The 25,324-nt window shown below is 60.1% G+C and carries 20 protein-coding genes; 8 read left to right on the plus strand and 12 right to left on the minus strand.

Annotation, left to right across the window (positions count from 1 at the left end; all coding sequences use genetic code 11):
• Positions 1–30 precede the first annotated feature (30 nt).
• Positions 31–765, plus strand: a complete 735-nt coding sequence (locus tag RBT76_00585) for a UDP-2,3-diacylglucosamine diphosphatase (protein ID MDX9856268.1) — start codon at positions 31–33, stop codon at positions 763–765.
• Positions 766–771: 6 nt separating this feature from the next.
• Positions 772–1,065 (plus strand): hypothetical protein, encoded by a 294-nt coding sequence (locus tag RBT76_00590; GenBank protein ID MDX9856269.1) that lies wholly within the window; start codon positions 772–774, stop codon positions 1,063–1,065.
• Here the strand turns inward: RBT76_00590 and RBT76_00595 are convergent.
• Entirely contained in the window at positions 1,062–2,045 is a 984-nt protein-coding gene (locus RBT76_00595; GenBank protein MDX9856270.1) for a site-specific DNA-methyltransferase, read from the minus strand. The genes RBT76_00590 and RBT76_00595 overlap by 4 nt on opposite strands.
• Positions 2,046–2,095: 50 nt before the next feature.
• Positions 2,096–2,650, minus strand: coding sequence for a hypothetical protein (locus RBT76_00600; protein ID MDX9856271.1), 555 nt, complete (start codon positions 2,648–2,650; stop codon positions 2,096–2,098).
• 223 nt (positions 2,651–2,873) lie between these two features.
• On the opposite strand from RBT76_00600, the gene prxU reads away from it, so the two are divergent.
• Positions 2,874–3,590 carry a thioredoxin-dependent peroxiredoxin gene (prxU, locus tag RBT76_00605; GenBank protein MDX9856272.1) on the plus strand — a complete coding sequence of 239 codons (717 nt, stop codon included), beginning with the start codon at positions 2,874–2,876 and terminating at the stop codon, positions 3,588–3,590.
• A 75-nt stretch (positions 3,591–3,665) separates the two neighbouring features.
• Here prxU and RBT76_00610 read toward each other — a convergent pair whose 3' ends face one another.
• From RBT76_00610 to RBT76_00620, 3 genes are all read right to left on the minus strand, one after another.
• Positions 3,666–4,286 carry a hypothetical protein gene (locus RBT76_00610; GenBank protein MDX9856273.1) on the minus strand — a complete coding sequence of 207 codons (621 nt, stop codon included), beginning with the start codon at positions 4,284–4,286 and terminating at the stop codon, positions 3,666–3,668.
• Between the two features lie 111 nt (positions 4,287–4,397).
• A complete protein-coding gene (locus tag RBT76_00615) occupies positions 4,398–6,023 on the minus strand; it encodes an aconitase family protein (protein MDX9856274.1) in 1,626 nt (541 codons plus the stop codon).
• Positions 6,020–6,511, minus strand: coding sequence for an HIT domain-containing protein (locus RBT76_00620; GenBank protein ID MDX9856275.1), 492 nt, complete (start codon positions 6,509–6,511; stop codon positions 6,020–6,022). Before RBT76_00620 ends, RBT76_00615 begins: the two co-directional genes overlap by 4 nt.
• Positions 6,512–6,731: 220 nt before the next feature.
• On the opposite strand from RBT76_00620, the gene RBT76_00625 reads away from it, so the two are divergent.
• The gene (locus tag RBT76_00625) at positions 6,732–7,607 is read left to right on the plus strand and encodes an NAD(P)H-binding protein (protein MDX9856276.1); all 876 of its coding nucleotides are present in this window, start codon (positions 6,732–6,734) and stop codon (positions 7,605–7,607) included.
• Positions 7,608–7,678: 71 nt separating this feature from the next.
• Here RBT76_00625 and RBT76_00630 read toward each other — a convergent pair whose 3' ends face one another.
• From RBT76_00630 to RBT76_00660, 7 genes are all read right to left on the minus strand, one after another.
• Entirely contained in the window at positions 7,679–9,391 is a 1,713-nt protein-coding gene (locus tag RBT76_00630; protein MDX9856277.1) for a DUF885 domain-containing protein, read from the minus strand.
• Between the two features lie 60 nt (positions 9,392–9,451).
• Entirely contained in the window at positions 9,452–10,807 is a 1,356-nt protein-coding gene (gene rlmD, locus RBT76_00635; GenBank protein ID MDX9856278.1) for a 23S rRNA (uracil(1939)-C(5))-methyltransferase RlmD, read from the minus strand.
• 71 nt (positions 10,808–10,878) lie between these two features.
• Complete coding sequence (locus RBT76_00640; GenBank protein MDX9856279.1) at positions 10,879–11,373, minus strand: DinB family protein; 495 nt, start codon at positions 11,371–11,373, stop codon at positions 10,879–10,881.
• Positions 11,374–11,378: 5 nt separating this feature from the next.
• Positions 11,379–12,038 carry a YqaA family protein gene (locus RBT76_00645; protein ID MDX9856280.1) on the minus strand — a complete coding sequence of 220 codons (660 nt, stop codon included), beginning with the start codon at positions 12,036–12,038 and terminating at the stop codon, positions 11,379–11,381.
• Positions 12,039–12,059: 21 nt separating this feature from the next.
• Positions 12,060–13,376 carry a hemolysin family protein gene (locus tag RBT76_00650; protein MDX9856281.1) on the minus strand — a complete coding sequence of 439 codons (1,317 nt, stop codon included), beginning with the start codon at positions 13,374–13,376 and terminating at the stop codon, positions 12,060–12,062.
• A gap of 63 nt (positions 13,377–13,439) precedes the next feature.
• Positions 13,440–14,330: a zinc metalloprotease HtpX gene (locus RBT76_00655; GenBank protein ID MDX9856282.1), complete on the minus strand. Its 891-nt coding sequence runs from the start codon at positions 14,328–14,330 to the stop codon at positions 13,440–13,442.
• A 119-nt stretch (positions 14,331–14,449) separates the two neighbouring features.
• On the minus strand, positions 14,450–16,726 hold the full coding sequence (locus tag RBT76_00660) for a cation:dicarboxylase symporter family transporter (GenBank protein MDX9856283.1): 2,277 nt from the start codon (positions 16,724–16,726) through the stop codon (positions 14,450–14,452).
• A 442-nt stretch (positions 16,727–17,168) separates the two neighbouring features.
• Between RBT76_00660 and RBT76_00665 the strand changes: the two genes are divergently transcribed.
• The 4 genes from RBT76_00665 (at position 17,169) to RBT76_00680 (ending at position 25,276) form a co-directional block, all read left to right on the plus strand.
• Positions 17,169–17,606 carry a VanZ family protein gene (locus RBT76_00665; protein MDX9856284.1) on the plus strand — a complete coding sequence of 146 codons (438 nt, stop codon included), beginning with the start codon at positions 17,169–17,171 and terminating at the stop codon, positions 17,604–17,606.
• A gap of 306 nt (positions 17,607–17,912) precedes the next feature.
• Entirely contained in the window at positions 17,913–23,012 is a 5,100-nt protein-coding gene (locus tag RBT76_00670; protein MDX9856285.1) for a T9SS type A sorting domain-containing protein, read from the plus strand.
• 59 nt (positions 23,013–23,071) lie between these two features.
• Positions 23,072–24,091, plus strand: a complete 1,020-nt coding sequence (locus RBT76_00675; GenBank protein ID MDX9856286.1) for a T9SS type A sorting domain-containing protein — start codon at positions 23,072–23,074, stop codon at positions 24,089–24,091.
• A 147-nt stretch (positions 24,092–24,238) separates the two neighbouring features.
• On the plus strand, positions 24,239–25,276 hold the full coding sequence (locus RBT76_00680; protein ID MDX9856287.1) for a Stp1/IreP family PP2C-type Ser/Thr phosphatase: 1,038 nt from the start codon (positions 24,239–24,241) through the stop codon (positions 25,274–25,276).
• The last annotated feature ends 48 nt before the right edge of the window (positions 25,277–25,324 follow it).

The following is a 25,324-nucleotide window of genomic DNA, read 5'->3' on the forward strand; positions in this document are numbered from 1 at the left end:
CAGGCGTGTGCCCGAAACCTATATTCGACTATGGCGCTGTATGTCTTTTCCGATGCCCACCTGGGGGCGGGTCCACCGGCGAAGGAGCTTATCAAACTCGACCGCATCAACCGGCTCGCTGATATGGTCAAGGCCGACGGCGACCGGCTCGTGATTCTCGGCGACCTCTTCGACTTCTGGTTTGAATACAAACGCGCCATCCCCAAAGAAAACCTCGACGTTATCATGCTGCTCCGCGACCTGGTGCGTCGCGGCATTACGGTTGACTACATTTCCGGCAACCATGACTTCTGGATGGACGACTTCTTCCAGAACCAGATCGGCGTGGCGGTTCATCTCGATTCACTGGATATCGAGTACGCCGGTCGGCGCTTGCATCTGATACACGGCGACGGTCTTGCGCCCGCCGACCGGGGCTATCGCCTGCTCAAGCGGGTCCTGCGCAACCGCGTCTGTATCTGGCTGTATCGGAAACTCCCCCCCGATTTCGCCATCGCGCTGGCCAAGCGCGTCTCGGGAACCTCGCGTGAATACACCGCGCGGCGCGAACACCATTTCGCCGCCGATTACGAGCGGTACGCCGAGGGGAAGCTCACGGAAGGTTACGACATCGTCGCGATCGGCCATCTCCATCTGCCGGTGTTCAAGCGGTTCGGGACCGGGGTGTATATTAACACCGGCGATTTCATCAACCACTTCAGCTATGCGCGAATGGACGACAGCGGTATCGCCTTGAACTATCTTCGCGCGGAATCCCCCGAGTAGCGCACCATGGAAAGTATCATCATTACGCTGTCGCGCACGCTGACTGCCCAAACCGTGGTGCGCCGGTTTGAAACGATGGTGCTCGAGGCCGGGCTGATCATTCACTCCCGGGGCAGTTTTGCGGACCGTCCCGGCTCCACGCACTGGCACGTGCGCAAACCGGACGCTGTCGGTACGCTGGAGGCCACGTGGCAACCGGCCACCGGGCACTTCTGGTTCTCCATTCACGAGAATCGCCGGGGCGACTGGATATCGACGGCGGTTGAGCAGTTGCGCAAGAAACTGGAAGACGCCGACTAGCTGCGCGGAACGGCGGTTTGGGCCGCCTCTGCGAATTGTCGCCGCCTCAAGCTGCGAAGTTCGCAATCGAAAGGATGTTCGCGTCCCCACCCGGTACGACCGGTTTCCCGGAATCGCTCCAGCCGTCGAATCGCAATCTCCGCAAATATCGGGTCGATATCGCAGGTGATACAACGTCGGCGAGACCGCTCGCACGCAATAAGAGTCGTTCCGGCGTGCGCGAAAAAGTCGAGGACCGTGTCACCATCGCGCGACGAGGCCTGAATGATTCGCTCTATCGCTTTGAGCGGTTTCTGCGCGTAACAGCCGGCGACATTCTCTTCCCTTCGGTAGAACACCTGCTGGATGTCAACCCAGACGTTGCCGGGCCGGATGGTGTCGGATTTGGAGCGGGCCAGATTCTCCGTTCTTGCCCCATTGACTTCTTTGTAGTAGCCGCGGAGGATTTTAGGGATGTCCGTGTACTGGACGGCGAACGCGGGTTCTCCTTTCGTGTAGTACAACAACTCCTGTCGTACCGCCATCCAGTTCTGCTGCGTGCCGTAACCGCGCTGATTGCGCATGGTGATGAACGACCGTGAGGCAAACCCGCTCTGCGCCATCATGAGCATGAACTGCGGCAGCGGCTGGAAGTGATCGTTCTGGTCGGCCCCCAGCCAGACATACAAGGCCGCGTCCGCGGCCAGCCGTCGCCAGGTCGAGTCGATCCACGCGCGGCACCAGGCAGCAAACATATCGGGAAAAAGCCGCTGCCCCATGACCATGTTGTAGGGGGGATCGTGAACGGCCAGCGTCGCCGGCGGCAGGTCACGGCACAACTCGTCGATGAAATCGCTGCCTGCCGCATCACCGCAGCCGACCCGATGACCGGCAACGTCATCGCGCCAGATCTCGCCCTGTTTCAATCGGCAGTGAACGAGAAGCCGCTCGCGGGTTACCGAGTCGGTCAAGTCAAGCCGTTCGTGTGCGGATGGCGCCATGCCGCGAAGATAGTTGTCGGCGAGGCGCGATCAACAAAAACACCGGCGTGTCAGAAGAGCACGCCGCCGAAGAAGAGCATAATGTCGAACTGGTCGAGATTCACGAAGCCTATCTCCGAGCGGCCGCCGGATACGGCGGCTCCAAAGTGCCAGTGTGACGAAAACTCGTACCCTCCTCCGAGCAGATAACCCGGCCCCACGTCGGCAGGACACGTCACCCCGGTATCATACGACGCACCGCCAAGCGCTATAATGGAGAAAAGACCGGTGGGGGTGGGACGAAAGTAATGAAACCACGCGACACCCGCAAACGTGTGATCGAAATCGATAGACTCCTGCTGGTAGCCGACGATTGAGAGCAGGCCGACAACCATGTCGCGCTTATTCCAGCACCACCCCATATAGCCCCACGACACGGTCCCCGCCCCTTCCCGCTCAACCGGTTGATCGAGTACGAACAGACCGTGGTCGGGAGTAACGCGCCCATACGGGCTGATCCCGGCCGCGGCGCCGATGATGAACCCCTTGCGTTCGCCGTCAAAGGCGGACGCGGACGACTGGCCCATGACGGTGAGCACGGCAAGGGCGACAATAATGGATCGCATGAGACCCTCCCTCCGAGGAAAACGGTGGTAACGAAACGAGTTTGAATAAAAGATACGGGTTATGGGCAACCTAGTCAATTATCTTCCGGCGCTTCACTCGAGAGCAGAAACGATTTCCTTCTTTCACACGGTGAAAAAAGATAGAGTGATTTGACTCTATTGGGGACATTCCGTATCTTGGCGGCGACGAGGGCGCGTGTGCCATCGTCAGAAAGGAGGCTGCATGGCTGATCGTCCCGGCTGTGCCCGGCCCGGTGTGACGGTTCCCAAGCCCACATCGCCGGAGAATTCGACGAAAGACAATTCACCCCCCTCGGAGGTGCGTGCCATGAGTATTATGGTAGGACGCCCGGCGCCGGATTTCGAGGCGCCCGCGTATCACAAGGGAGCGTTCACCAACGTCAAGCTTTCCGATCATTTCGGCAAGTGGACGCTGCTGTGTTTCTATCCCGGCGACTTCACGTTCGTCTGACCGACCGAAATAGCGACGGTCGCCGCTTCGTACAAAACTCTGACCGACCTTGGCGTGGACGTGCTCGCCTGTTCGGTCGACTCTCACTTCGTTCACAAAATCTGGAATGAAACCGAGCTGTCGAAAATGGTCGACGGTGGGGTTCCGTTCCCGATGCTCTCGGATTCCGGCGGACAGATCGGCCGTTTGTACGGCGTCTACGATGATGTTGCCGGTGTGGAGGTCCGCGGGCGGTTTATCATCGATCCCGACGGTATCATTCAGGCCATGGAGGTCATGACGCCGCCGGTGGGACGCAATTTCCCGGAGACGATTCGCCAGATTCAGGCGTTTCAGCTCGTGCGCAAAACAAAAGGCGCCGAGGCGACTCCGGCCGAGTGGACACCCGGCTCAGCAACACTCAAGCCGGGCCCGGATCTGGTCGGACAGGTCTGGAAAGTCTGGAAACCAAAACCGGTCGGCGTGTAGGTCGATCGGTGGCCAAATAAAGGCGGTCGGTGCGTACGCACCGACCGCCTTTTTCTTTGGTTGACCGTAACGATTCTAAAAAGCGACAGCGCTGAGCAGCACTGAGAGATTGGTCTGCGTGAAGTCTCCCTGCAGACCCGGTACTTCCGTGAACACCGTCTTGCCGCTCGTGTAGTATACGCCAAGCTGCAGGTGTGCGGTGAATTCATAGCCGATTGCCGCCAGCCAGGCGAAGTCGTAGTCGTTCGGATCGGTGTAGTCCGTATCGAAGTAGCCCAATCCTCCGCCGATCGCCGTGAATATCGATGAACCGCGCCCGCCCCAGTAATGGTACCAACTAACCGTACCGACACCCTGTGCAAACTGCACATCGTACAGAAAGCCGTCACCGTACAGGTTGAGGTCGTTGATCGAGTACACTGCGACGTTGCTTTCCAGCACGAGCATGTTCCGGTCGTCCCAGCCAAAACCAAACATTAGCTGCCCGGCGAGACCCTTCTCGTCGTTTTCCAGCGTACCGAGGTAGAACTGGTCGCCGAACCCGGACGATGCGGAAACGTCGACTGTGGTTTTCACCGACGAGGCGTAGCCTATGCCGCCGCCAAGTACAAACCCCTTGCGTTCGCCGTCGAACCCCTGGACGGCGCCTACGACACCGATCACAAGAGCCAGGGCGAGTACTGCTGCCTTCTTCATGGCGCATCCTTTCAGATCCGGTTGTTGTTTTGATGGTCTGACCAGATACGCGCAGAAAAAGACCCGTGGCGATCATCGTGTTCTACAGAAGAATGAGAGCGTGCGCGCCGGCTATCTCACAAACCGGCTGGGGTCGGTGAGCGAAGCGGACAGGGCCGATGCTGCGGCGGTGGCAGGCGAACACATCAGGTAATCCCCACGAGCCGCCATGTCGGCGGGGGCGGAATGCCAGCCGCCGGTCGACAGGACTTTCTCTCCCGGCGGCAGCCCGCGCAGAACAGCATCGATAAACGGGTCGCTTCCGGGAGGCAGCACGATCGCACCGGCTTCCACAAAGATACGGATCAACCCCTTCTTGAGCGCCTCGAGATGGACCGATCGTGAGGCCGGCATGATAAACAACTGACAGTCCGGGTGGACCTTGTTTCCCTTGAGGATTTCGGCGGTGACACGAAGATCGTCGAACCGGCCGTTGGTGCAGTAGCCGAGCACGATGCGGCTCACCGTCATCCCTTCGCTTTCCTGCACCGGGCGTATTCCCTTCGGTCCGTCGCCGGACACCACCTGCGGCAGCACGTGGTCAATGGACAACTGGAACATCTGCTTGTACTCGGCGTCCTTGTCGGCCAGGATCGGCTTGTAGCTGGACATCGTGCGGCCGTTCAGGTAGCGGCGGATGGTCGCGTCGTACGGGCACAGCGCGCCGGCATCGGACAGCGCCGCGCTGCACCCGGCCAGTGTGAACCGTTCGCTGACGGACATCTGGGACACGACCGAACCGGCCAGCTCGATGGTCGCATCGGTAGCGCCGCTTTCCGCCAGTTTTTTGACGAGGAACAGGGCGATATCGCGGGCGAAAACGCCGCGGCCGCGACGGCCCGACACGGCGGCAAATACGGTCGGCGGGACGGTCAGGGCGATCCGCCCGCGCGCCCACATGTCCGCAACACGTGCGCAGTCTATGCGACGGCACAGCGACCCGAGCGAGCCGAACGAGACGGCTTCGGGGTCGGTCACCAGCGCCAGCGATCCGGGGACGAGATGTCCCCGTTCGACGGCCACCTGGTTGACGCCGCCCTCGCGCAAATCGTAAAGGGCACGGATACCCTGTCGCTTCACGAATTCTCTGACGGCCGCATGTTCGGCGCAGTCGCCGTCGTCGCCGTCGCGGGCAAACTGATCGGGCGCGAGCACGATTTTGCCCGAATTCCAGACGTACTCGACGCCGGCCTGCCGGAACTCGCTGACCACGCGCGCGACATTGCCGCTGACGATCACGACATCGGGTTCGACCTCGACCGACTGGCCGACTTCAACCTTCTCCAGCCCCGCCGCGCGCGCGAACACTTTCTGGGCCACCGTCTGTTTGCCGTACAGCGAGGTGGTGTGAATGCTCGGGCGCGAGCCCGGAAAGTTGAATTCGAGCTGTTCGAGCTTGAGAAAGGCGGGTTTCTCGCGGATCCCGTATCGCCGCCGCCAGTTGTAAAAAGCGGCCTTGGAGATGCCCAGCTCCAGTCCGCATTTCTCGTCGTCGCCGTATCGCTCCCACAGATTCCGGATTTCGTTCTCCGAAAATTTGGGAAGAGAGTACTTGGGGATGTTTTTCTTGCGCCGCCAATATGCCACGAGATAGGACGGTACGCCGCCGAGACGCTCACCGATCTTCTCATCGGTTTTGTACAGCTTCTGCAACTGCTGCAGTTCCGTCTTGGTCGGTATTTTCTTTTTCGGGCTCACAGCTTCCCGAACTCCTTTCGGAGCGCCCGGTAGACGGGATCGAGCGGCACCGACACCACTTTGGTGTCGCCCACGACCAGCATGAACGAGGTGTCACCGCTCCAGCGCGGCACGATGTGCATGTGCACATGCTCCGGAATACCCGCGCCGGACGACCGCCCGAGGTTCATGCCGAGATTCTGCGAATGCGGCTTGAGTACGCGGTTGATGATGTGCGAAGACTGACGCGTCAGCGTCATCAACTCGTCGCTCTCTTCCGAAGTCAGCTTGTCGAGTTTCGAGATATGGCGCTTCGGGCAAATCATCAGGTGGCCCGTGTTATACGGGAACTTGTTCATGATGACAAAGCAGGAATCCCCCCGGTACAGAATCAGGTTCTTCCCGGAATCTTCTCTGGCCCGGAGGGCCTTGCATAACGGGCATCCTTTCTCTTTCTTGGAAAGGACAAAGGCAGACCGCCAGGGCGCCCACAGAATTCGTTCGGCCATGATCGCCAATATAGCCGGGCGTCTGATGCCACGAAAGAGAAAAAACAAATTTACTGAAACCTATTCCATTGATACGTAACCAGTTGAAACACATGGGTCCAACCGCACCCGAATCGGCCCCGCCCGGCGGCAATGGACACTTTCACATAAGCGTACAATTGATAATAACTTACAACGCTCCGTCAAAAGTGTATAGTGGGATGGCCTACCGAGGAATATCATGCAGGATTCGGTACTTGTAATCGGCGGCACCGGGATGCTGGGACTCCCCGTTGCCGAAAAACTTCGGACCAGTGGCTTCCGGGTGACGATCATGACCACACGTCCCCAGCCTGTCAGCGATGAACTCGGCGACCGCTTCTCGGTGGTGGCCGGCGACGTCACCGACCGCGCGTCACTCGCCCGCGCGATGGCCGGTCAGGACTTCGTGTATCTCAACCTGAATGCGAAGCGTGATCCGGCGCTGTACGAACGAATCGAAATCGGCGGCTCGGCCCTGGCGGCGACAGTGGCCCGAGACAGCGGAGTCAAACGCCTGATCACCATCACCGGCGCATCATCGAAAGGCCGGGAGGAAGGGCCGATTTATCTTCGCGCCAAAGTGCGGGCCGAACGCGCCATCATGGAAAGCGGCATTCCGTACACGATCATGCGCGCGTCGTGGTTTTTTGAATCGTTGCCGCATTTCATTCGCGACGGAGGTCTCGCGTATATCGGTCGCCAGCCGATTCCCCGCCGCTGGCTGGCGGTGTCGGATTACGCCGCGCAGGTCGTTAACGCCTACCGCACGCAGGAAGCGGAAAACAAATGCTTCTACAATCTGGGTCCGGAAGCGTTAACGATCGGCGAGGTAGTACGGCGGTTCGGGCGGGTATGCCACCCCGACATGCGCGTACGCATGATGCCCGTATGGATAGTGAGACTTGCCGGGCTGTTGACGGGTCGGACCGACTACAAGAGCAGGGCCGCGTTTTTCGCCTATTTCAACAGGATCGACGAAGACGTCGACGGCGCCGAGGCGGATCGCCTGCTCGGCCCGAACCGGACAACGCTCGATGACTGGTTGCGGGACTACTGCACGAAGCGGTCCACGTAGACCGCCTCGTGCACACCCGACCAGCGCGGGGCCGCTGTAGAATGTCGGCGTCCGGTAGCGCCATTACTGCGCTACAGACCCAGGGCCTCGCGAAGCAGCGGGAGCGGTATCGATCCCTGACCCAGCAGCGCGTCATGGAACTCGTTGTCTGAATAGGCGTCGCCGTCGCGCTGCATCATTGCGTCGCGCAACTGCTCTATCAGCACCTTCCCCATGAGATACGACATCTGCACGGTCGGCGTGAGCGTGTAGCGGCGCACCTCGGTACGGACATACTCCTTCCCCGCCTCGGTGTCGATATCGAGCGTGCGGATCATCCAGTCGACGCACTCGTCATACGTGAACTGTCCCGTATGAAGCTTGACGTCGGCGATGATGCGGGCGGCGCGGAATCGGATCCCGCGGAGAATATTCAGCCAGGTGGCCGGGTCGTTGTCTCCGTACAGGCCGGCGTGATACACCATTTCCTCGCAGTACAGCGCCCAGCCCTCGATCAGCATGATGTTCTGCTGCCATTTGCGCACGGGATCACCGGACATCCCGGCCAACTGCATCTGCAGGTGATGCCCGGGAAAAGCCTCGTGGACGACCGATCCGCGAAAACCGCGCCGGTGAACGTAGCGGTAGCGCGCGTCGAGCTGCGCGCGGTCGAGCTCATCGGGGATCGGGCGAATATAAAAGTAACCTTTCTGCACCGCATCAAAAGGCCCGGCCGGCTGATATGCGATGCCGCCGATCATCGCGCGCAAAAAGGGCGGCGTCTGAACCACGTCGACCGGGGCGATGTCGGCTGGTATCGTCACGATATCGTTCATCTCGAGGAACACCCGCACCTGATTCACTTCCCAGGCGTAGTAGTCGAGAACATCCTGGCGCGTGAAGGTAGCCGGAATAAAAACCGAGTCCTGTCCGTTTTGCCGGTTGTTCTCGACGAAATCGAGATAGTCGACGTATTCCGCCTGGACTTCGGCAAGCAGGTTCTCACCGATGCGAAGCAGCGAATCGGAATCAAAGCCGAGAAGGTGCCCGTGCGACAGCATGTAGTCGAAATTCTGTTTGCCGATCGCGAAGCTGTGTTCGTCGGATCGTTCCAGTCCCTCGAGGTAAGCGCTGAACTCCGTCATCGCCTCACGTGCGGCGGTGGAGTGCTTGAGGATATTGTCCGCCTCTTCGGGGAACTGCTTCATCAACTCGCCGGCGACCTGCTGGTAGAAGTCGATACCGCCTTCCAGCGACTGCCGGGTGGTTTCGATATAGACGGCCGGCGCCCGCTTGATGTTTTTCTGCGCCGTGCGCAAAAGCTCCGGCACCTGCTTCATGCGCTCCACGATCGAGAACAACCGGTTCGACAAGGGCGCATGCTGCGACAGCACGAGCGAATAAACGCCGTCGACCGCCTGATCGACATACATCTGCGGCGAACGTTCGTACCAGCGGATCTTGTCCAGATCGAGCAGCGCGATATTCAGATTCGACTCGAGCAGCCGGAAATTGATCAATTCGTGCGAGTCCAGATTGGATGAATTGAACCGCCGAAGCGACTTATGGTGATCCTTGAGTCGGGAGATCTGGGCCCGGATTGATTTCGATGAGTAGTCCGCGAGCCGGGCATCGTAGGTGTGAATGCCCATCTGAGTGGCCTTGACCGGATCGAACGCCTGCAGGTCGGTGAGGATCTGGCCGCCGAGTTTGGTGAAGGCGGCGTTTTCAGCGAGGAGCGGCGGGCTGTGCAGCACCGCAGTGAGGAGTATCAGCAGAATACCGCATTTCAGAAACCGAACCATGAAGCCTCCTTGACAAAAGCGCGCCGAACTCATCCAACCGTCGGCCCGACGCACGCATCCTTATTCTCGTCGGAACAGTCCCACCAGCTCGATATGCATGGTGTGCGGGAACATGTCAACCGGCCGCACTTCCGGCAACCGCCAGCCGGCGGCCACCAGCAGCGCGGCGTCGCGCGCGAAAGTCGCGGGATTGCACGAGATATACAGCAGGCGCGCCGGCGCCATCTCGACTATCCCGCGGAGCGCCTTCGGGTGCAGCCCCGCTCGAGGCGGATCGACTATCACCGCCTCATATCGTGTATCGTCATCGTTCAGCCGATTCAACAGGTCCTTTACATCACCTTCAAAGAAGACCGCATTCGTCACATTGTTGGCGGCCGCATTCTCCCGGGCCGCCTCGACCGCATCCGGTACCAGCTCGACTCCGGTCACACTCTGGACCCGTTCCGACGCCAGGATGCCGATCGACCCCGTCCCGCAATACAGGTCCAGAAGCCGCTCCGAGCCGGTTGGCTGAAGCATGTCAAATCCGATCTCGTACAGCCGTTCGGCCTGCCGGGTATTGGTCTGGAAAAAAGAGTTGGCGCGGATCCGGAAGACGAACCGCCCCAGCCGCTCTTCGACATAACCGGGTCCGTACAGGACCGTCTCGATCTCGCCGGCCGCGATGTTGGACTTGCGGCCGTTCTGGTTGTGCACGATCGTCGCGACGGACTCAAACCGCGTGGTGAGACCGTGCACGAGTTTGTCGGCGAGCGGAAACTCGCCGTAGTTGGTCACCACGTTGACCAGAATCCGTCCGGTGTTTATGCCTTCCCGGACAACAAGAAATCGCATGTACCCTTCATGGGTGGCGACATCGTACACCGACAATCCGTTTGCGGCGACGTATTCGCGCATCCACGCGACCAGTTCGTTCACCACCGGCGATGTCAGGTGGCAGCGGCCGAGATCAAAGATGGAATCCCATCGCCCCCGCTCATGCAGTCCTAGCGAAAAACCACCGTGGTCCGACGTGTTGAACGAAAACTCCATCTTGTTGCGATAGGAAAACTGATCGGGGGACCCGATCACATCGTGAACGACGACCGACGGTAGTTTGCCCAGTTTCGAGAGGCACTGGACAACCTGGTCCTTCTTATAGCGCAACTGCTGTTCGTAGGCCAGATCCTGCCACGTGCAACCTCCGCAGATATCGAAATGGTCGCAGCGCGCCTCAATCCGCAAGTCTGATTTGCGAAGGATCTTCGTGACCTTCGCCTGGCAATAGCGGGGTTTGTTTCTGGTGATTTCCGCGAGCACGCGCTCACCGGGAAGACCGCCATTACAGAAGACAACCTTGCCGTCGAGTTTGCCGACCGACTTGCCGTCGAACGCCAAATCATCGATCTCCAGTTCGATCACGGTCGGGGTCATCCGTACATCTCGTTTCGTGCAGGAAATCGCGCCATAGTGCTTATACGTAAAGACATTTCTTTTTCCTCGCCCTATCTGACGGCCGCCAGACGCCGCATGGTATTGATCGTTCCAAGGTGGAGCGCTTCATGGATCGTGAGAAAGCCGAGCGCATCGAGAAAAGTCGAGAGACGTTCCCCTCCGGTGACCGTCACCGGCTCGGGATACGCCAATCCCGCAAGCGACGGCAGATCGGACCGGGTGCGATCGACCAGCGCGCGCAGTTGCGTGCGGGCATCGGCATATGACGGGGTGGAACCGGACCAGTCCGAGGGCGACGTCCCCTTGGCAAACGAGGCGAACCATGAGTCGTCGAGCGGCGCGTCGACTCCGCACCGCCGGTAAAGAAGCGACGCCTGCACGGTTGCCAGATGACCGGCCTGCCAGTGAATGTTGTTGCGAAGGCCCGCCGGGATGATGTCGCAGGCGTCCTCCGGCACGGTATCGAGCGCCGTGATATTCGCGGTGCGAAAGCGCACGAACCGCTCAAAGAGGACGACGGCAAGAGAGAGTGGCGTCTCGGACATCAGTGTCACACCACTTTGATAACGAGAAAGCCGCCGATCAGCAGCAGCACGAAGAGAATGGCCAGAAGGTTGAAGTAGCGGTCGATGAAATCGGTGATGCGTGTGCCGTATTTGTCGAACAGCAGTCCGACCAAACCGGCCACGAGAAAAAACCGGGCGGAGCGGCTCAGTGCCGACGCAATGACGAACACCGCGAAGTTCATTTCGAAGAATCCTGCCGCGATGGTAAAGACTTTGTACGGGATGGGCGTAAATCCGGCAATCCCGACCGCCCACGCGCCGACTTTCATCCCGCCGAATTCCTTTTCGTTGAACCAGAACTGCGCGGTCGCCAGCATTTCCTGGGGATCGCCCCCCGAAATCGACGCAATCATCGCAAGGATCTTCGAACCGATCAGTTCAAATGCGCCGTAGCCGATCGCGTACCCGACCATACCTCCGATAACGGAGCCGACCGAACAGATGGTGGCAAACCGCACCCAGCGGCGATGATCGCCCATGCACAGTGCGATCAGCAGCGGGTCCGGTGGAATGGGGAAAAACGATGCTTCCGCGAGCGACAGAAAAAACAGGGCGGGGCGGCTGTGCGGCGACTTGGCCCATCGAAGGACCCAGTCGTACATCGAGCGGCTCCAGCGGAGCGGCGCGCTAAGCAGTCGTGTCATAGACGTATCCCAAACCGTCGGCTACGCGCCCTCGATTGACGGCGACGGGGTTTTCTCCACTTTCAACCGCAAAACACGGTTATCCTGTTTCGCCAGCACCGTGAGTCGGGCGTCAGCTATTTGCACCGACTCATGCTTCTCCGGCACATGGCCGACCGCATCGATGAACAGCCCCGCGAGTGTGTCGAAGTGCTCTTCGGGAAGGCGCACTCCCAGCAGTTCGTTCACCTCTCCCGGCCACACGGCGCCGTTGGCATACGCCACCACGTCGGAGTGCTTGACGAGCGGCGCGGCCTCGGCATCGTACTCGTCCTGAATCTCGCCGACCAGCTCTTCGAGGATGTCTTCCAGCGTAATGATCCCGTCGGTACCGCCGTACTCGTCCATCACGATCGCGAGGTGGTTTTTCCCCCGCTGGAATTCTCTCAGCAGCTTGGGAAGCGGCATCGAATTCGGCACAAAAAACGGCGGCCGAAGCAGTTTGTCCAGCGAGAAATCCGCCGACTCGGGATCCACTTTGAGGAGATCCTTGGAATAAATCACCCCCACCACTTCGTCGATCGTCCGGTGATAGACGGGATAGCGGCTGTAGCCCTGTTCGCGGATGACCTTCATGACGTCCGCACTATCGGCCTCCCGATCGAATGCGATGACATCCGTGCGCGGCGTCATCGCACGGCTCACGCTGGAGTCGGCGAAATCGAACACGGAGCGGACGAAATCACGCTCCGTTTCGTCGAAAAACCCCTTCTCCTTGCCTTCGATGATCATCTGGTTGATTTCCTCTTCGGTCACCACGCCCTCGTCAGCCGCTCTCACGCCCATGGTTCGAACGACCAGCTGCGCCATCCCCGACAACAGGCGGGAGAAAACGGAGGTGATCGCGATGAACACGGAGATGGGGCGCGCGATAATGCGCGCGTACCGCTCAGGATAAGACAGCGCGAGGTACTTGGGCACAAGCTCGCCGACCACGACGGAGAGGACCGTTATCGCGACGACGGCGAACGCGACAGCAATCGGCCGCGCCGCGCCGGCGATCGCCGGTACCGGAATCGTCTGGAGAGGACGGGCGATTTCGTCGACAATGGTCGCGCCGGAAAATACGCCCACCATTGCGCCGACAAGAGTGATGCCCACCTGAATCGTGGCCAGGAAGCGTTCCGGCTGCTCGCGAAGCAAAAGCGCCCGCGAGGCGCCCGGTTTTCGTTCGGTGACTTTCTGCCGGAGCCGCGACTTACGCGAGGCAATAACGGAGAATTCCGCCAGTGAGAAGGCGCCGTTGGCGAGAATCAACAGAAAAATAGCCAGCAGTTCGACCCAGAGCGGTATGTCCATGGTCAGGCATACCTCTCCGGAATCGGGCAAAGACTGCCGGCTGCGTCACTTTCGTCGTTGTTACTATCCCGCATATCCCTGATAGACAGCCTGCTGCGCGTGCTCCTTCAGTTTCGCGATACGCTTTTCCAGCGGCGGATGGGTTGAGAACAGATTTGTCAGTCCGCGACCGGAAAGCGGGTTGGCGATCATAAGATTAGCCGTGCCGGGACGATCGTCAAGGTTCAATCGGTAGGGCGCCTGATGTATCTTCTGGAGCGCCGATGCCAATTGAAGGTGCCGTCCGCCCGGAGCCCCAAGCCGGCCGCCGATCGCGTCGGCTTTGTATTCACGCTGACGCGAAATCGCCGTCTGCAGCAGGATCGCCATGAACGGCGCCAGCAGCGCGGCCACCAGCAAACCGATCCCGCCGCCGCCGCCGCCGCGCTCGTCGCGACTGTAGCCGCCGAAGATCGCTCCCCAGCGGGCGAGTGACGCGAGGATGCCGATGGCGCCGACAAACGTGGCGGCGATCGTCCCGATCAACATGTCCTTGTTTTTGACGTGCGCCATCTCGTGGCCCATCACGCCCTCAAGCTCTTCTCTGTTCAATATCTCGAGAAGGCCCTCGGTCGCGGCCACCGCGGCGTGTTCGGCGTTACGGCCGGTCGCAAACGCATTCGGCGCTTTAGTCGGAATGACATAGACGCGGGGCATCGGCATGCCGTTAATGGTCGCGATATTCCGCACCACATCGTACAGCAGGCCGGGTTTGCCGCGCTCGCCCGGCTTGACTTCGATCGCCCGGTACATCTTCAACACCATCTTGTCAGACGCCCAGTAAGCGATAAAGTTCATCACACAGGCTATGGCAAAGGCCAGTATCATGCCGCTCTGGCCGCCGAAATAGTAGCCGATGGCCATAAACAGCAACACCAGACCCGTCATCATCAGAAACACCTTGGCGGTGTTCATTGTCCCTTACCTCCGTATCACACCGATTTTGTCAGGCTTACTGCCCGAATCGCCGTCTATTCGCTCATAATAGCGCGAAATGACCCCGAAAAGTTCCAGAAATCGGTACGTCGGCCGATCTACCGCGTCTTCTTTCGTTTGCTGCGTCCGAACGCGATATTCTCACTCGAGTAAGAGTCTTCCGCCTCCACCGGCTCCGTTGGTTCTCCCTCATTGGAACCGCCCACCGGACCGACTTCCTGATCCGGGGCCTTCGGCGACGAAGATTGTCTGCCTTTGCGGCTGACCTTGCGGCCGAACGACAACGGCCTCTCGGCTGCCTCGCTCTCCGCGCCGTCATCGCTGCGGACGTCCGTATCGCGCTCAGCGACAACATCCGGCAAGGACGTCGGCACTTCGGGAGTTACGGCCGGTGAATACTCCTCAGCCGCACGGTCTTCAGTTGTCTTTTGGCCACTATCATCAGAACTGTCGTCCGGCCGCTCGGCGGCAGTGGCCTGGCTGGTTGGTTTCAATACGCGTCTGAACACGCGCGGACTTTCGGATGGGCTCGAAGACTCAGTACTCGTCTCAGCCGCTGGTTCAATTGTCGGTATCGGCGCGACGGGTGTCGGCGCAACGGGTGTCGGTGTAACGAACGACGCAACGGGCGCGGTCTCGACCGGCGAGTCCGGGGCTGCGACTTCCTCGGTCTGCTGCGATCGTTCGCCGGCCGACGGTCTGCGGTCGCCTCTGGAATATCCATGCCGGCTGTCACCGCCGCGCGGCCTGTCGGAACGTTCGCGGTCCCCTCCCCCGGATTGCCCACGGCGCGAGTCATCGCGAGGACCCCGGTCCGAACGTCGGTCGCCGGTTTCTGGGCGGCTGCGACGCCGATCGCGGCCGGACTCATCGCCGGACCGATCCGGACGCGTGCGCATGCGACGATCTTCGCGATCCGGTGGCGACACAGCCCGTTCGGGCTCGCGACGGTCAGTGTCGGGCGCATCCCGACGAGTTGAGTCGGACGGCGGTCGATCCGGACGCCGGCCCCGCTCGCCGACAGGGCGACGGTCGCGGTCGCGGCCGGGGCGGCGGTCGGGTCGGGAATCCGCAGAACCGCGGTCGGATCGGTCGTCGCGACGCACCGGGCGGGTGCGTGCGCCGGCCATACGGGCCCCGCGCTGACCTACCGTCTTAAACTCAAAAGTCTCGGCGATCACTGCGGCCGCGACACCGTCGCCGGCAACGTTCACCACCGTGCGCAGACGATCAAGCACCCAGTCGACCACGAGCAGTATCGAAAAAGCCGCCATCGCCTCGCGGGGGAAACCGGCAATGGACGCTACGGCAACCACACCCCAGAGTGACGCATTCGGCACGCCGCCGAGCGCCAGGGATACGATCAGCGAACCGAGAAACAACTGCAGAATCTGTACAACCGACAGACTTATGCTCGCCGCCTGAGCGACAAAGACAGCAGCGGCGGCAATATACAACGCCGATCCGTTCATGTTCAGAGTCATGCTGAGCGGCAGGACATATGACCCTGCCCGCTCGTCGACCCGGTTCCGCTCCACCACCGCCTCGTATGTCACGGGAAAGGTCGCCGACGACGACGCGGTCCCGAAGGCGGTCCAGAACGCCGGGAGCATGTTGCCCAGGTACTCAACCGGTGAACGCTGCCCGTACAGACGAAGGATCGTCGGCAGCAATAGAACGCCCTGGACAAGCAGGCCGATCACCACCACCAGGATCAACATGGCGGCGCCGGACATAAACTCCGAGAGGCTCGCACGATTGGCCGCGACCGCCGCTCCCACGAGAACGGCGATACCGAGCGGCGCAACCGCCAAAAGCCACGACAGTAGTCTCATTAAGATGTCCTGCAGATCCTTCACGACGGACAGCACCGTACGACCACGGACTTGCCGGGTCGTCAGGACGATGCCGGTTACGATGCTCACGACCACCAGTCCGATGTAATTGCCGCCATCGACCGCCTCAATCAGGTTGGAGGGAATCAACGAGGTCAAAAAGTCGCCGAACGAACGCAACTGCGGCGGCATTACTTCAATGGGAAGCGGGGATGAACCGGACGTGATGCCGCGACCCGGTCCCAGCACCAGCGCGAGAATCAGACCGATTGCGGCGGCTATGCCCGATGTCGCGGCGATAAAACCCAAGGTCTTCAGTGTCGTTCGGCCGAGTTTGGTATAGTCCCCCAGTGTAGTGATTCCGAGAATGAGAGTGGTCGCTACGAGCGGAAAGACAATAATCTTCAGGGCGTTGAGAAATAGAGCGCCGATGAAGTCAATCGACAGCATAACCCCCGGCAAAAACCACCCGCAAAGTGCGCCGAGGATAGTGCCGACCATGATCCAGTACGATAGATGATTTGATGATTGATCGTTCATGATGATTCTGGGTCGCTGCCGGGAAGGGGCCGATCTGCGGCGCCGTCCGGCAGGCGTTCAACACTTTACGTGTCCCTTTTCCTGCTTAGAGGTTCCCGGGTAATGCCGGTGGTCAGGTTTCTGTTGGTGGAATAATCGCATATACATCGCGGGCAACTGCGCCCCGGCGCGTCCACCAGCACCAGCCTGTCATTATAGCCTTGCATGATAGAATCTTCAGTCAACTCTGGCAAGGGCTTTTTGGGGGCCGGAACCGGACACGACTTTATAACAGAAGCGCTGTCAGCAAGTTACCGCCTTTGGCCGGCTCCTCTGCCGGAATTCCGTCAGACAAACGGTCATCGCGCCGGACCGTGCCCTCTTCCGCCGTGTTGCGGGCGACAGCAATCGAAAAACGGGATTGTTGTTGACTCCTCCCCCGGACTCCGCTAAAAAGACCGTCATGACTGAATCCACTCGTCGGCCTTCCCGTACCCGCCACTTTCTCTGGTATCACCTTCCGGTGATCCTCTATGCGGGCCTTATTATCGCAGCATCATCTATACCGAACCTGAAAACCCCTGAAGTCAGGTTTCTCGCCCTCGACAAATTGGTGCACTTTATAGAGTACTCGCTTTTTGCCTGGATCACCTTCCGCTCGTTCTCCAGCATCGGGAAACGAATTCCCTTGAACCTGGCGTATCTCTTGACCGTCCTGTTCGTATCGGTGTTCGCGATGGCCGACGAGTACCTGCAGAGTTTCGTTCCCGGGCGGGTGATGGATGTGCGCGATCTGGTTACGGACATCGGCGGCGCAGTTCTTGTGGCCACATTCTTCTGGCTCCGAGCGCGTCGCGCAGAGTCTGCGAACAGAAACGTCAGTTCAAATTTCGGACACTGAGTATTCGCCTTAATCCCTTGACAGACGGGCGGTTTTTGGTATATTTGAGGCGGTCTATGTGGGGATACACTACCCTGCGTACTTTACTGCATCGTTTCGTTTTTCCTGTTTCTTGGTCTGACATACTGGCTTGACAATAAACAAATGGCCGGGCACGATCCCGATGATGTGTGGCAGGTCTCGCTGCTTTGTGGGGTAGCGCAATCGCCGGTTTTGGCAGGGAACAAGCGGCCCCGAATGCCTGAAAGTACAATGTATCTGTCAATAAACGATTATAGTCCGAGAGGTTAGTACGAGGAGAAGAGTATGCGAAAACTGCTTATTCTTGTAGCTATGGTAACCCTCCTGGCGTCGCTTGCGCAGGCGCAGGAATATTCGATTACGCTGGATGATCCGACCGGCGTGTCCAATGAGGGCACGATCGATATCGGCACGACGGTGCAGTTCCCGCTTCGCTGGAACGTCGATGGGGCGATCGGCGGCGGGCGCATCGCCGGGTTTACCAACGGCTTTCATGTTTATTCGCCGGGCGGAGGAGCCCGGTGGGGCAACATTGTGGCGTCGATGAATCCCACCTATATCAATGCCGGAACGTACGTCATCTTCGCCGACACCGTATATCGCCCCGATGGGATTACGCCTGATACAATTTCGTTTTCCGGGGTGTCATTTGGCACCGGACTGCAGATTCCGGCCGGCGGATTCTCCGGCCAGGTTTTCTTCATCTCCGTCGATATTCCTAATGATCCAACCATCCACAATTCCGTTTTCTGCCTCGATTCGGTTCCGAGCTTTCCTCCGACCAACAACTGGAAGTGGAGCGACGGCTTAGTACCGGCCAACGATATTTTCCCGACTTTCTCGGGACCACACTGTTACACGATCGTCGATCCCAGCGCGCCCACCAATCAGGCGCCGGTAATCGGCAATCTGCCGGACACGGCCGTCACCGAAGGTGAGACGCTGGCGCTCACGGTCACGGCGACTGATCCCGACGGCACCACGCCGTCGCTGGCCGCCTTGCAGCTGCCGGCCGGGGCCACATTTGATGACAACGGCGACGGCACGGGGTCTTTCTCCTGGGTCACCGAGATTGGTGATGCCGGCGTGTACACCGCGATTTTCGAGGCGTCTGACGGTGAGTTGAACGATGCCGACACCGTGCAGATTACCGTCAACGCGCTGCCTCCCGCGGTTCTCGTGGTCGAGCCGCTGTCGTTCAGCTTCACGGCCGTTGAAGGCGGTGACAACCCCGGAACGCAGACGCTGGCGATTGAAGAGGCCACCGCGCGTGCCGTTCCGTTTACCGTCTCCAAGACCAACGACTGGCTCACGCTGAGCGCAACCGACGGAACCACTCCGTCATCGATACAGGTCGGAGTCGATATTATCGGTTTGCCTGCCGACGTGTACGACGATGTGATTGTGGTACGGTCGCCTGATACGGAGGATTCCATCCTGGTTCCGGTGACCCTGACCGTAACGGCGGCGCCGCAGTTCGTCCTGTCACCCGACACCCTGTATTTCAGCGGAGTCGTGGGCGGCGATAACCCGGCCGGTCAGGATGTTCTGGTGGCGGTCGAAGGAGATCTCGCGGTCGATGTGACCCTTTCGCCGCTGGCCGCGTATATCGCGGTCGACCCAGCCGACCTTACTACTCCTGCACTCTCCTCAGTCACCGTGGACATCAGTGCGCTGGCCGAGGGTGACTACTTCGACTCGATCCTGGTTTCGGAAATCGCTGTGGCCAACAAGGACGCCGAGCAGATTGCCGACGCGTACGTGTATGTCGTGACGACAATCTCGGCTGCTCCCGAATACATCCTCAGTCCCGACACCCTGTATTTCACCGGCGAAGAAGGCGGCGACAGTCCCGATGCTCAGGACGTGTCGATCGCCGTTACCGGGGATCTCGCGATAGCGACGTTGCTCAGCACGGCTGCGCCGTACATCACGGTCGATCCGTTGAATCTGACGACGCCGGGCGTAACCTCGGTTTCGGTCGACATCAGCACGCTGGTTGAAGGGACATACATCGACTCGATCCTGGTGGCGGAAGCCGTCCCCGAGCCCCAGGAGAAAGACATCGAACAGACCGCCGATGCGTACATATATGTCGTGACGACAATCCTGCCTCCGCCGCCGACAACGGCGCTGGTGCAGATTATCCACAACGCCGCCGGCCCGGCGCTCGAGACGGTAGACGTCTGGGTGAACGATTCACTGCTCCTCGACAACTTCACCTTCCGGACCGCGACACCGTTCGTCAGCCTCCCGGCCGAAGAGCAGTTGTTGATCGAGGTCTCGGCGTTCGACGACCCGACTCCCCTTGCCATTTTCGACGTCACGCTGGCGGAGAATCAGACATACGTGTTTGTCGCAAACGGCGTTCTGGAGCCGGCCGGATTCCAGGCCAATCCCGACGGAGTGAATATTACGTTCACGATGTACTCCATTGCGAACGCCCGTCAGGTTGCCGCCAATGACTCGACCGTCGAATTCGCGAGTCTGCACGGCGCGACTGACGCCCCGACCGTGGACATCACCGCGCGCGGCGTCGCCACCCTGCTTGACGACATCACCTACGGTGAGTTTGTCTTCTACCAGTCGGTCCCGACGGCCTCCTACATTCTCGACGTCGCGGACAGCACGTCCATTCTTGCCTCCTTTACGGCCGATCTTTCTTCGCTTGGTGGCAGCGCGGCGGTCGTCTTTGCGTCCGGATTCCTGACGCCGGCTGACGACCAGAACGGCGCACCCTTCGGCCTGTTTGCGGCCCTGCCGAACGGTACCGTAATCGAATTCCCGCCGTACGAAGAGCCCTGCACGGAACTGCTGCTTCAGGATTCCGTCTTCGCCTTTGTAGCTCCGCAGGGCGGACCTGCCACGCCGGAAAGTGCTCTGCTGTATGTCTTCGGCTCCATCCCCGGCAGCGACTTTGACTTCTCCATATCCGGCCCGACCAACGACTCCGTGGTCTCGTTCTTTAACGCGACGACGAGCGATTCGGGCTCGACCGTATCGGGAAGCGCCGGTGACTCGATCTTCATCTACGTAAACACCATGAGCTTGTCGGTCGGCATCTATGCGTTCCCCTACGTGGTATCGTCTACCGATGAAAACGTGTGTGAGCCGGCCTCGAGAGACTTCGCGGTTCTTGTCACTATCAACGAAGTCATAGTCCCCAGCGACGATACCGTGCGGGTGGTGACGGTCCCGGCCGTCCCGGGCATGCGCGTCACCGTCCCGGTCAACTTCGTCAACAGCTGCCCGGTGTCGATGCTCCACACGCAGCTCGTGTTTAATCCGACTGCCCTGTATATCGACTCGGTGTCTCTGGATGCGTCGCGGGTAGCGGACGAAATCAACACGTTCAATGTCGACAACAACGCCGGAACGCTCAGCCTGATGACTGAAGCCGACGGCGGACTCATTGATATCGGATCCGGCAACTGGGTGAACCTTTTTGTCACCGTCAAGTGCGAGGCTCCGGGCGGATTCTACGGATTCGTGCTCGACACGTCGGCCGGCGCTGAAAATCCGATGTTCGTGCGCGACTGCGGCCTCGGCGCTGAAATCGAACAGACCGAATATGTCGGTGGCGGCATCGTCGTCGACACCGTATCCAACTACGTCTGCGGTTTCGTGGTTGATACCGCCGGTACCGCGATCGAAGGCGCCACGGTTCAGCTCTGGGGAAGCTTCCCGTTCGGCGCACCGCTTGACCAGAGGTTCTCCTCCGAACTTGGATCGTTCGGATTCGGCAACTTCACGACCGTCCCGTTCGCCCTCTATGCGTTTGCCGACGGGTACTACCCGGCTCTGGCCGAGAACCTGAACTTCGGCGACAAGGGCATCATGCTTGTCCTCACGCCGCTGCCGGAGCTCACCCCGACATCGCAGTGGGTCGATTACTACTGCGGTACCAATACCTATCGCGGTCAGCCGCTGCCGATCGGCTCCGTGGTTGAGGCGTGGGTCTCCGATCGTGGCCTGCTGGTCGGCCGTCAGATCGTCATCGAAGCCGGCTCGTACTCCTTCATGACGGTGTACCGTGCCAACGATCAGTTTGGCGACGACGGCGCCCTGACCGGCGATATGATCAGCTTCTTCGTCAACGGTATGCCCGCGATTGCCGACGGCGACGTGATCTATCCGGCGGAGTACGCCGAGGTACAGGTCTGTCTTGCGGTTGGCGATGTCATCACGCAGGAATGCACGCTGCAGGAGGGCTGGAACCTCGTCAGCTGGCGCATCGATACTGAGTCCGACGACCTCGAAACCGTCCTCGGTCCGTATATGGACAATATCGACGTCATCCTCGGCTTCGAGCGCGGCGGTCTAACCTACGATCCGGACCTCACACAGTTCTCGACCCTGTGGGATGTCGATCACCTGAGCGGCTACTGGATCCGCGTCAAAGACGGCATGGGCTTCACCCTCGCTATCGAAGGCACGGCGGTTCCGGTAAGCACGCCGATCCCGGTCACCACCGGATGGAACCTCGTCAGCTACCTGCCTGAGATGACGATGGCCCCGGCCGATGCGCTCATATCGCTCGACGGCATCCTGCTCTGGGCGTATGGCTACGACGGCGGTATTCTGACCTATTCGCCGACCATGCCCCAGTTCAACACCCTGACCGAAATGGCCGCCTGCAACGGCTACTGGGTGAAGGTCTCCGGTAACGGTACGCTGGTGTACCCGGGCGCTTCGCCGGTCGCATTTACATCATCGTACATCCTGCCGTACGAAAGCTACGGCGGCCGTGCGTCGCTGCCGACCGCTCTCGCCGGCCGCGTCAGCCCGACCACCGAATGGGTCAACCTGTACTCGTCGAACGTGACGCTCGACGGCGCCTCGGTTACTCCCGGTTCGCGAATCGAGGCCTTTACCGCCGACGGCAAGCTGGTCGGTTCCTTTGACGTCGTCCAGCCCGGCACCTTCGGCTTCATGCCCGTCTACGGCAAGACCTCGGACGCCGAAATCGGCGTCGAAGCCGGACAGTCGTTCTATCTTGAGATCGACGGCGCCCGGACCAACGAGACGTTTGTCTGGACCGGCAACGGCGAGCGGATCGAGGTGGGCGCGCTGACCTCGCAGTCGGCGGGCAACAACACCGTTCCGGAAACCTACTCGCTGGCCCAGAACTATCCGAACCCGTTCAACCCGTCGACGGTGATCAGCTTCACGATGCCGTCCGCCGGCCAGGCTCGGATCGACGTCTTCAATATCCTCGGTCACAAGGTCGCCACGGTCTATGACGGCATGGCGGCGGCCGGTACCACCGAGGTGGTCTGGGATGGTCGCGCCGAGAGCGGCGAAACGGTTTCGTCGGGGGTGTACTTCTACCGCCTGACGACCGATACCTTTACTGATACCAAGAAGATGATGCTTCTGAAATAAAACGAGAGAATCCGGCCGGGGAGCAGTCTCCCCGGCCGGACTATCCTGGTGGTGATACGGTGAAACAACTGCTATTCAAAACGTTCCTGGTCGGAGTGCTCCTGGCGACAGGGTCGGCCGTTCAGGCACAGATAATCACGACGCCGTTCTTCAACAACTTCTACAGCGGCAACACGACCTACAACGGCAACCCGGTTCCGGTTGGTTCGATAATCGACGCGTTCGACCCCGACGGGGTACTGTGCGGAAGATTTATCGTGCATACGGCCGGAAGCTACGGGTTTATGCCGGTGTACGGCGACGATTCCAACACGCCGCTCGAGGATGAAGGCGCGGAAGCCGGCGATTCCATCACGTTCATGGTGAACGGCCGCCAGGCGGTCGTAACCGGCGACCCCACCTGGACGAACCAGGCGAATGACGAGGTCGACCTGAACGTGGCCTCCGCGATTATCAGCCTCACCGCGGTCGATATGCCGCTCGACGCGGCCGGACGCTGGGAAGACACGGTCCGCTTCCAGGTCGGCATCCGCAATGACGGCGACGGCCTCGACTTCTACGGCGTGACCGCCTCGGCCGACCAGTCCCTGTGGGACGTACTCATCCCGGACTCCAACTTCTATAACGGCGTCGGTGAAACCACCTATGTCTATTTCGATGTCGATATGGACTGGGCCGATGTGCCCGACGACACGGTTGGGGTGATCTCGTTCGAAGTCTTCTCGAAGATCGATACCACCCAGCGAGTCATCGGCTCGGTGAACCTGATCCTGTCGGTGACCGACGTGGACGACGATCATCAGTCGACCCTGCCGAACGGCTTCACGCTCTACCAGAACTACCCGAACCCGTTCAACCCGACGACGACGATCGCGTTTGCGCTGCCGTCGAAATCTCCTGTCCGGCTCGAAATCTACAACGTCCTCGGACAGGCGGTTGACCATCGGGAGCTGGGAACGATGTCGGCCGGCGACCACGAGGTGGAGTACGATGCTTCGCGGCTGTCCAGTGGTGTGTATTTCTACCGGCTGGTGACCGGCGATGCGTCGCTGAGTCGGAAGATGCTCCTGCTCAAATAAGTCCCTCTTCCCCTCTCATATAGACCAGGAGAAGCCCCGGTTTTCGACCGGGGCTTTTCCCTGTCCGGTATGCTGTATCCGGTTTGTCCAATATTAAACTTGCACCGGTCTGCGTCGATCGATATAATCGGGGGACGCAGATCAATCATGAAGAACGATAAGGAATTCCACGTGCCGCTGAGCCTTCAGGTTGCAGGAAAATCCGATCGTGGTCTCGTTCGCCAGGGCAATGAAGATTCACTTTCGATAGACAAACGCAACAACGTCTACGCAGTATGCGACGGCATGGGCGGCCATCAGGCCGGCGAGGTCGCCTCGCGGCTCGCCGTCGAGACGATCGAGGCCGCGTTTAACGCCTTCGCGCGGGAGATGCTCAGCGACCCCGGACTCGCACTCGGCCGCACCCTGCCGGCTCAGGCCGAACTGCTCGTCAAAGCCATACGGCTCGCCAACCGGGCGATTCACAACGCCGCGCGCGCCGATACCGGCAAGGCGGGGATGGGCACCACCGTCGTCGCGACCGCCTTCGAAGCCGATATCATGTCGGTCGCGCACGTCGGCGACAGCCGCGCCTATAAGCTGCTGCCCGACCGCCTCCAGCCGCTGACCGAAGATCACTCCTGGGTGGCCGAAATCCAGCACACCCAGAATCTCTCGAAAGAGGAAGCCGATAACCTGGTCGGCAAAAACATCATCACCCGCGCGCTCGGCGTCAAAGAACTCGTCGAAGTCGATCTCTCGATCGTCAAAGTTCGCCCCGGCGACACGTTTATCCTGTGTTCCGACGGCCTGTGCGGATATGCCGACGACGATGAAATCTTCCAGGTCGCCCATGCCGCCAACGACGACATCAACCGGATCACCGGTGATCTGATCCAGATGGCGAACGATCGCGGCGGGATGGACAACGTCACCGTTATCACGATCCGGGTCGCCCACGCCGAGGACTCTCCGCTGCCGGATCTCGAGAAAATCACCCTGCCGGGCGAGTCGGCGAACCTCTTGTCGCACGAGGACGAGTGGTTGCAGAAACTGGCCGAGGCTAAAAAAAAAGCCTCTGACGATACTGAGACCGTAGCGCTGGCGGCCGACAACAAGGCCAACCCGCTGCTCTTGATCGGGATATTCGCGGCGTTTATTATCATCGCGGCCGCGATCATCTACCTGACCCAGCGACCCCACTGACACCGACCGGCCGAAAAGATGGTTGACAAATCAGACCGTGGTTCCGTA

It is taken from the genome of Candidatus Zixiibacteriota bacterium (assembly GCA_034003725.1).
Taxonomy (GTDB): Bacteria; Zixibacteria; MSB-5A5; order GN15; family FEB-12; genus WJMS01.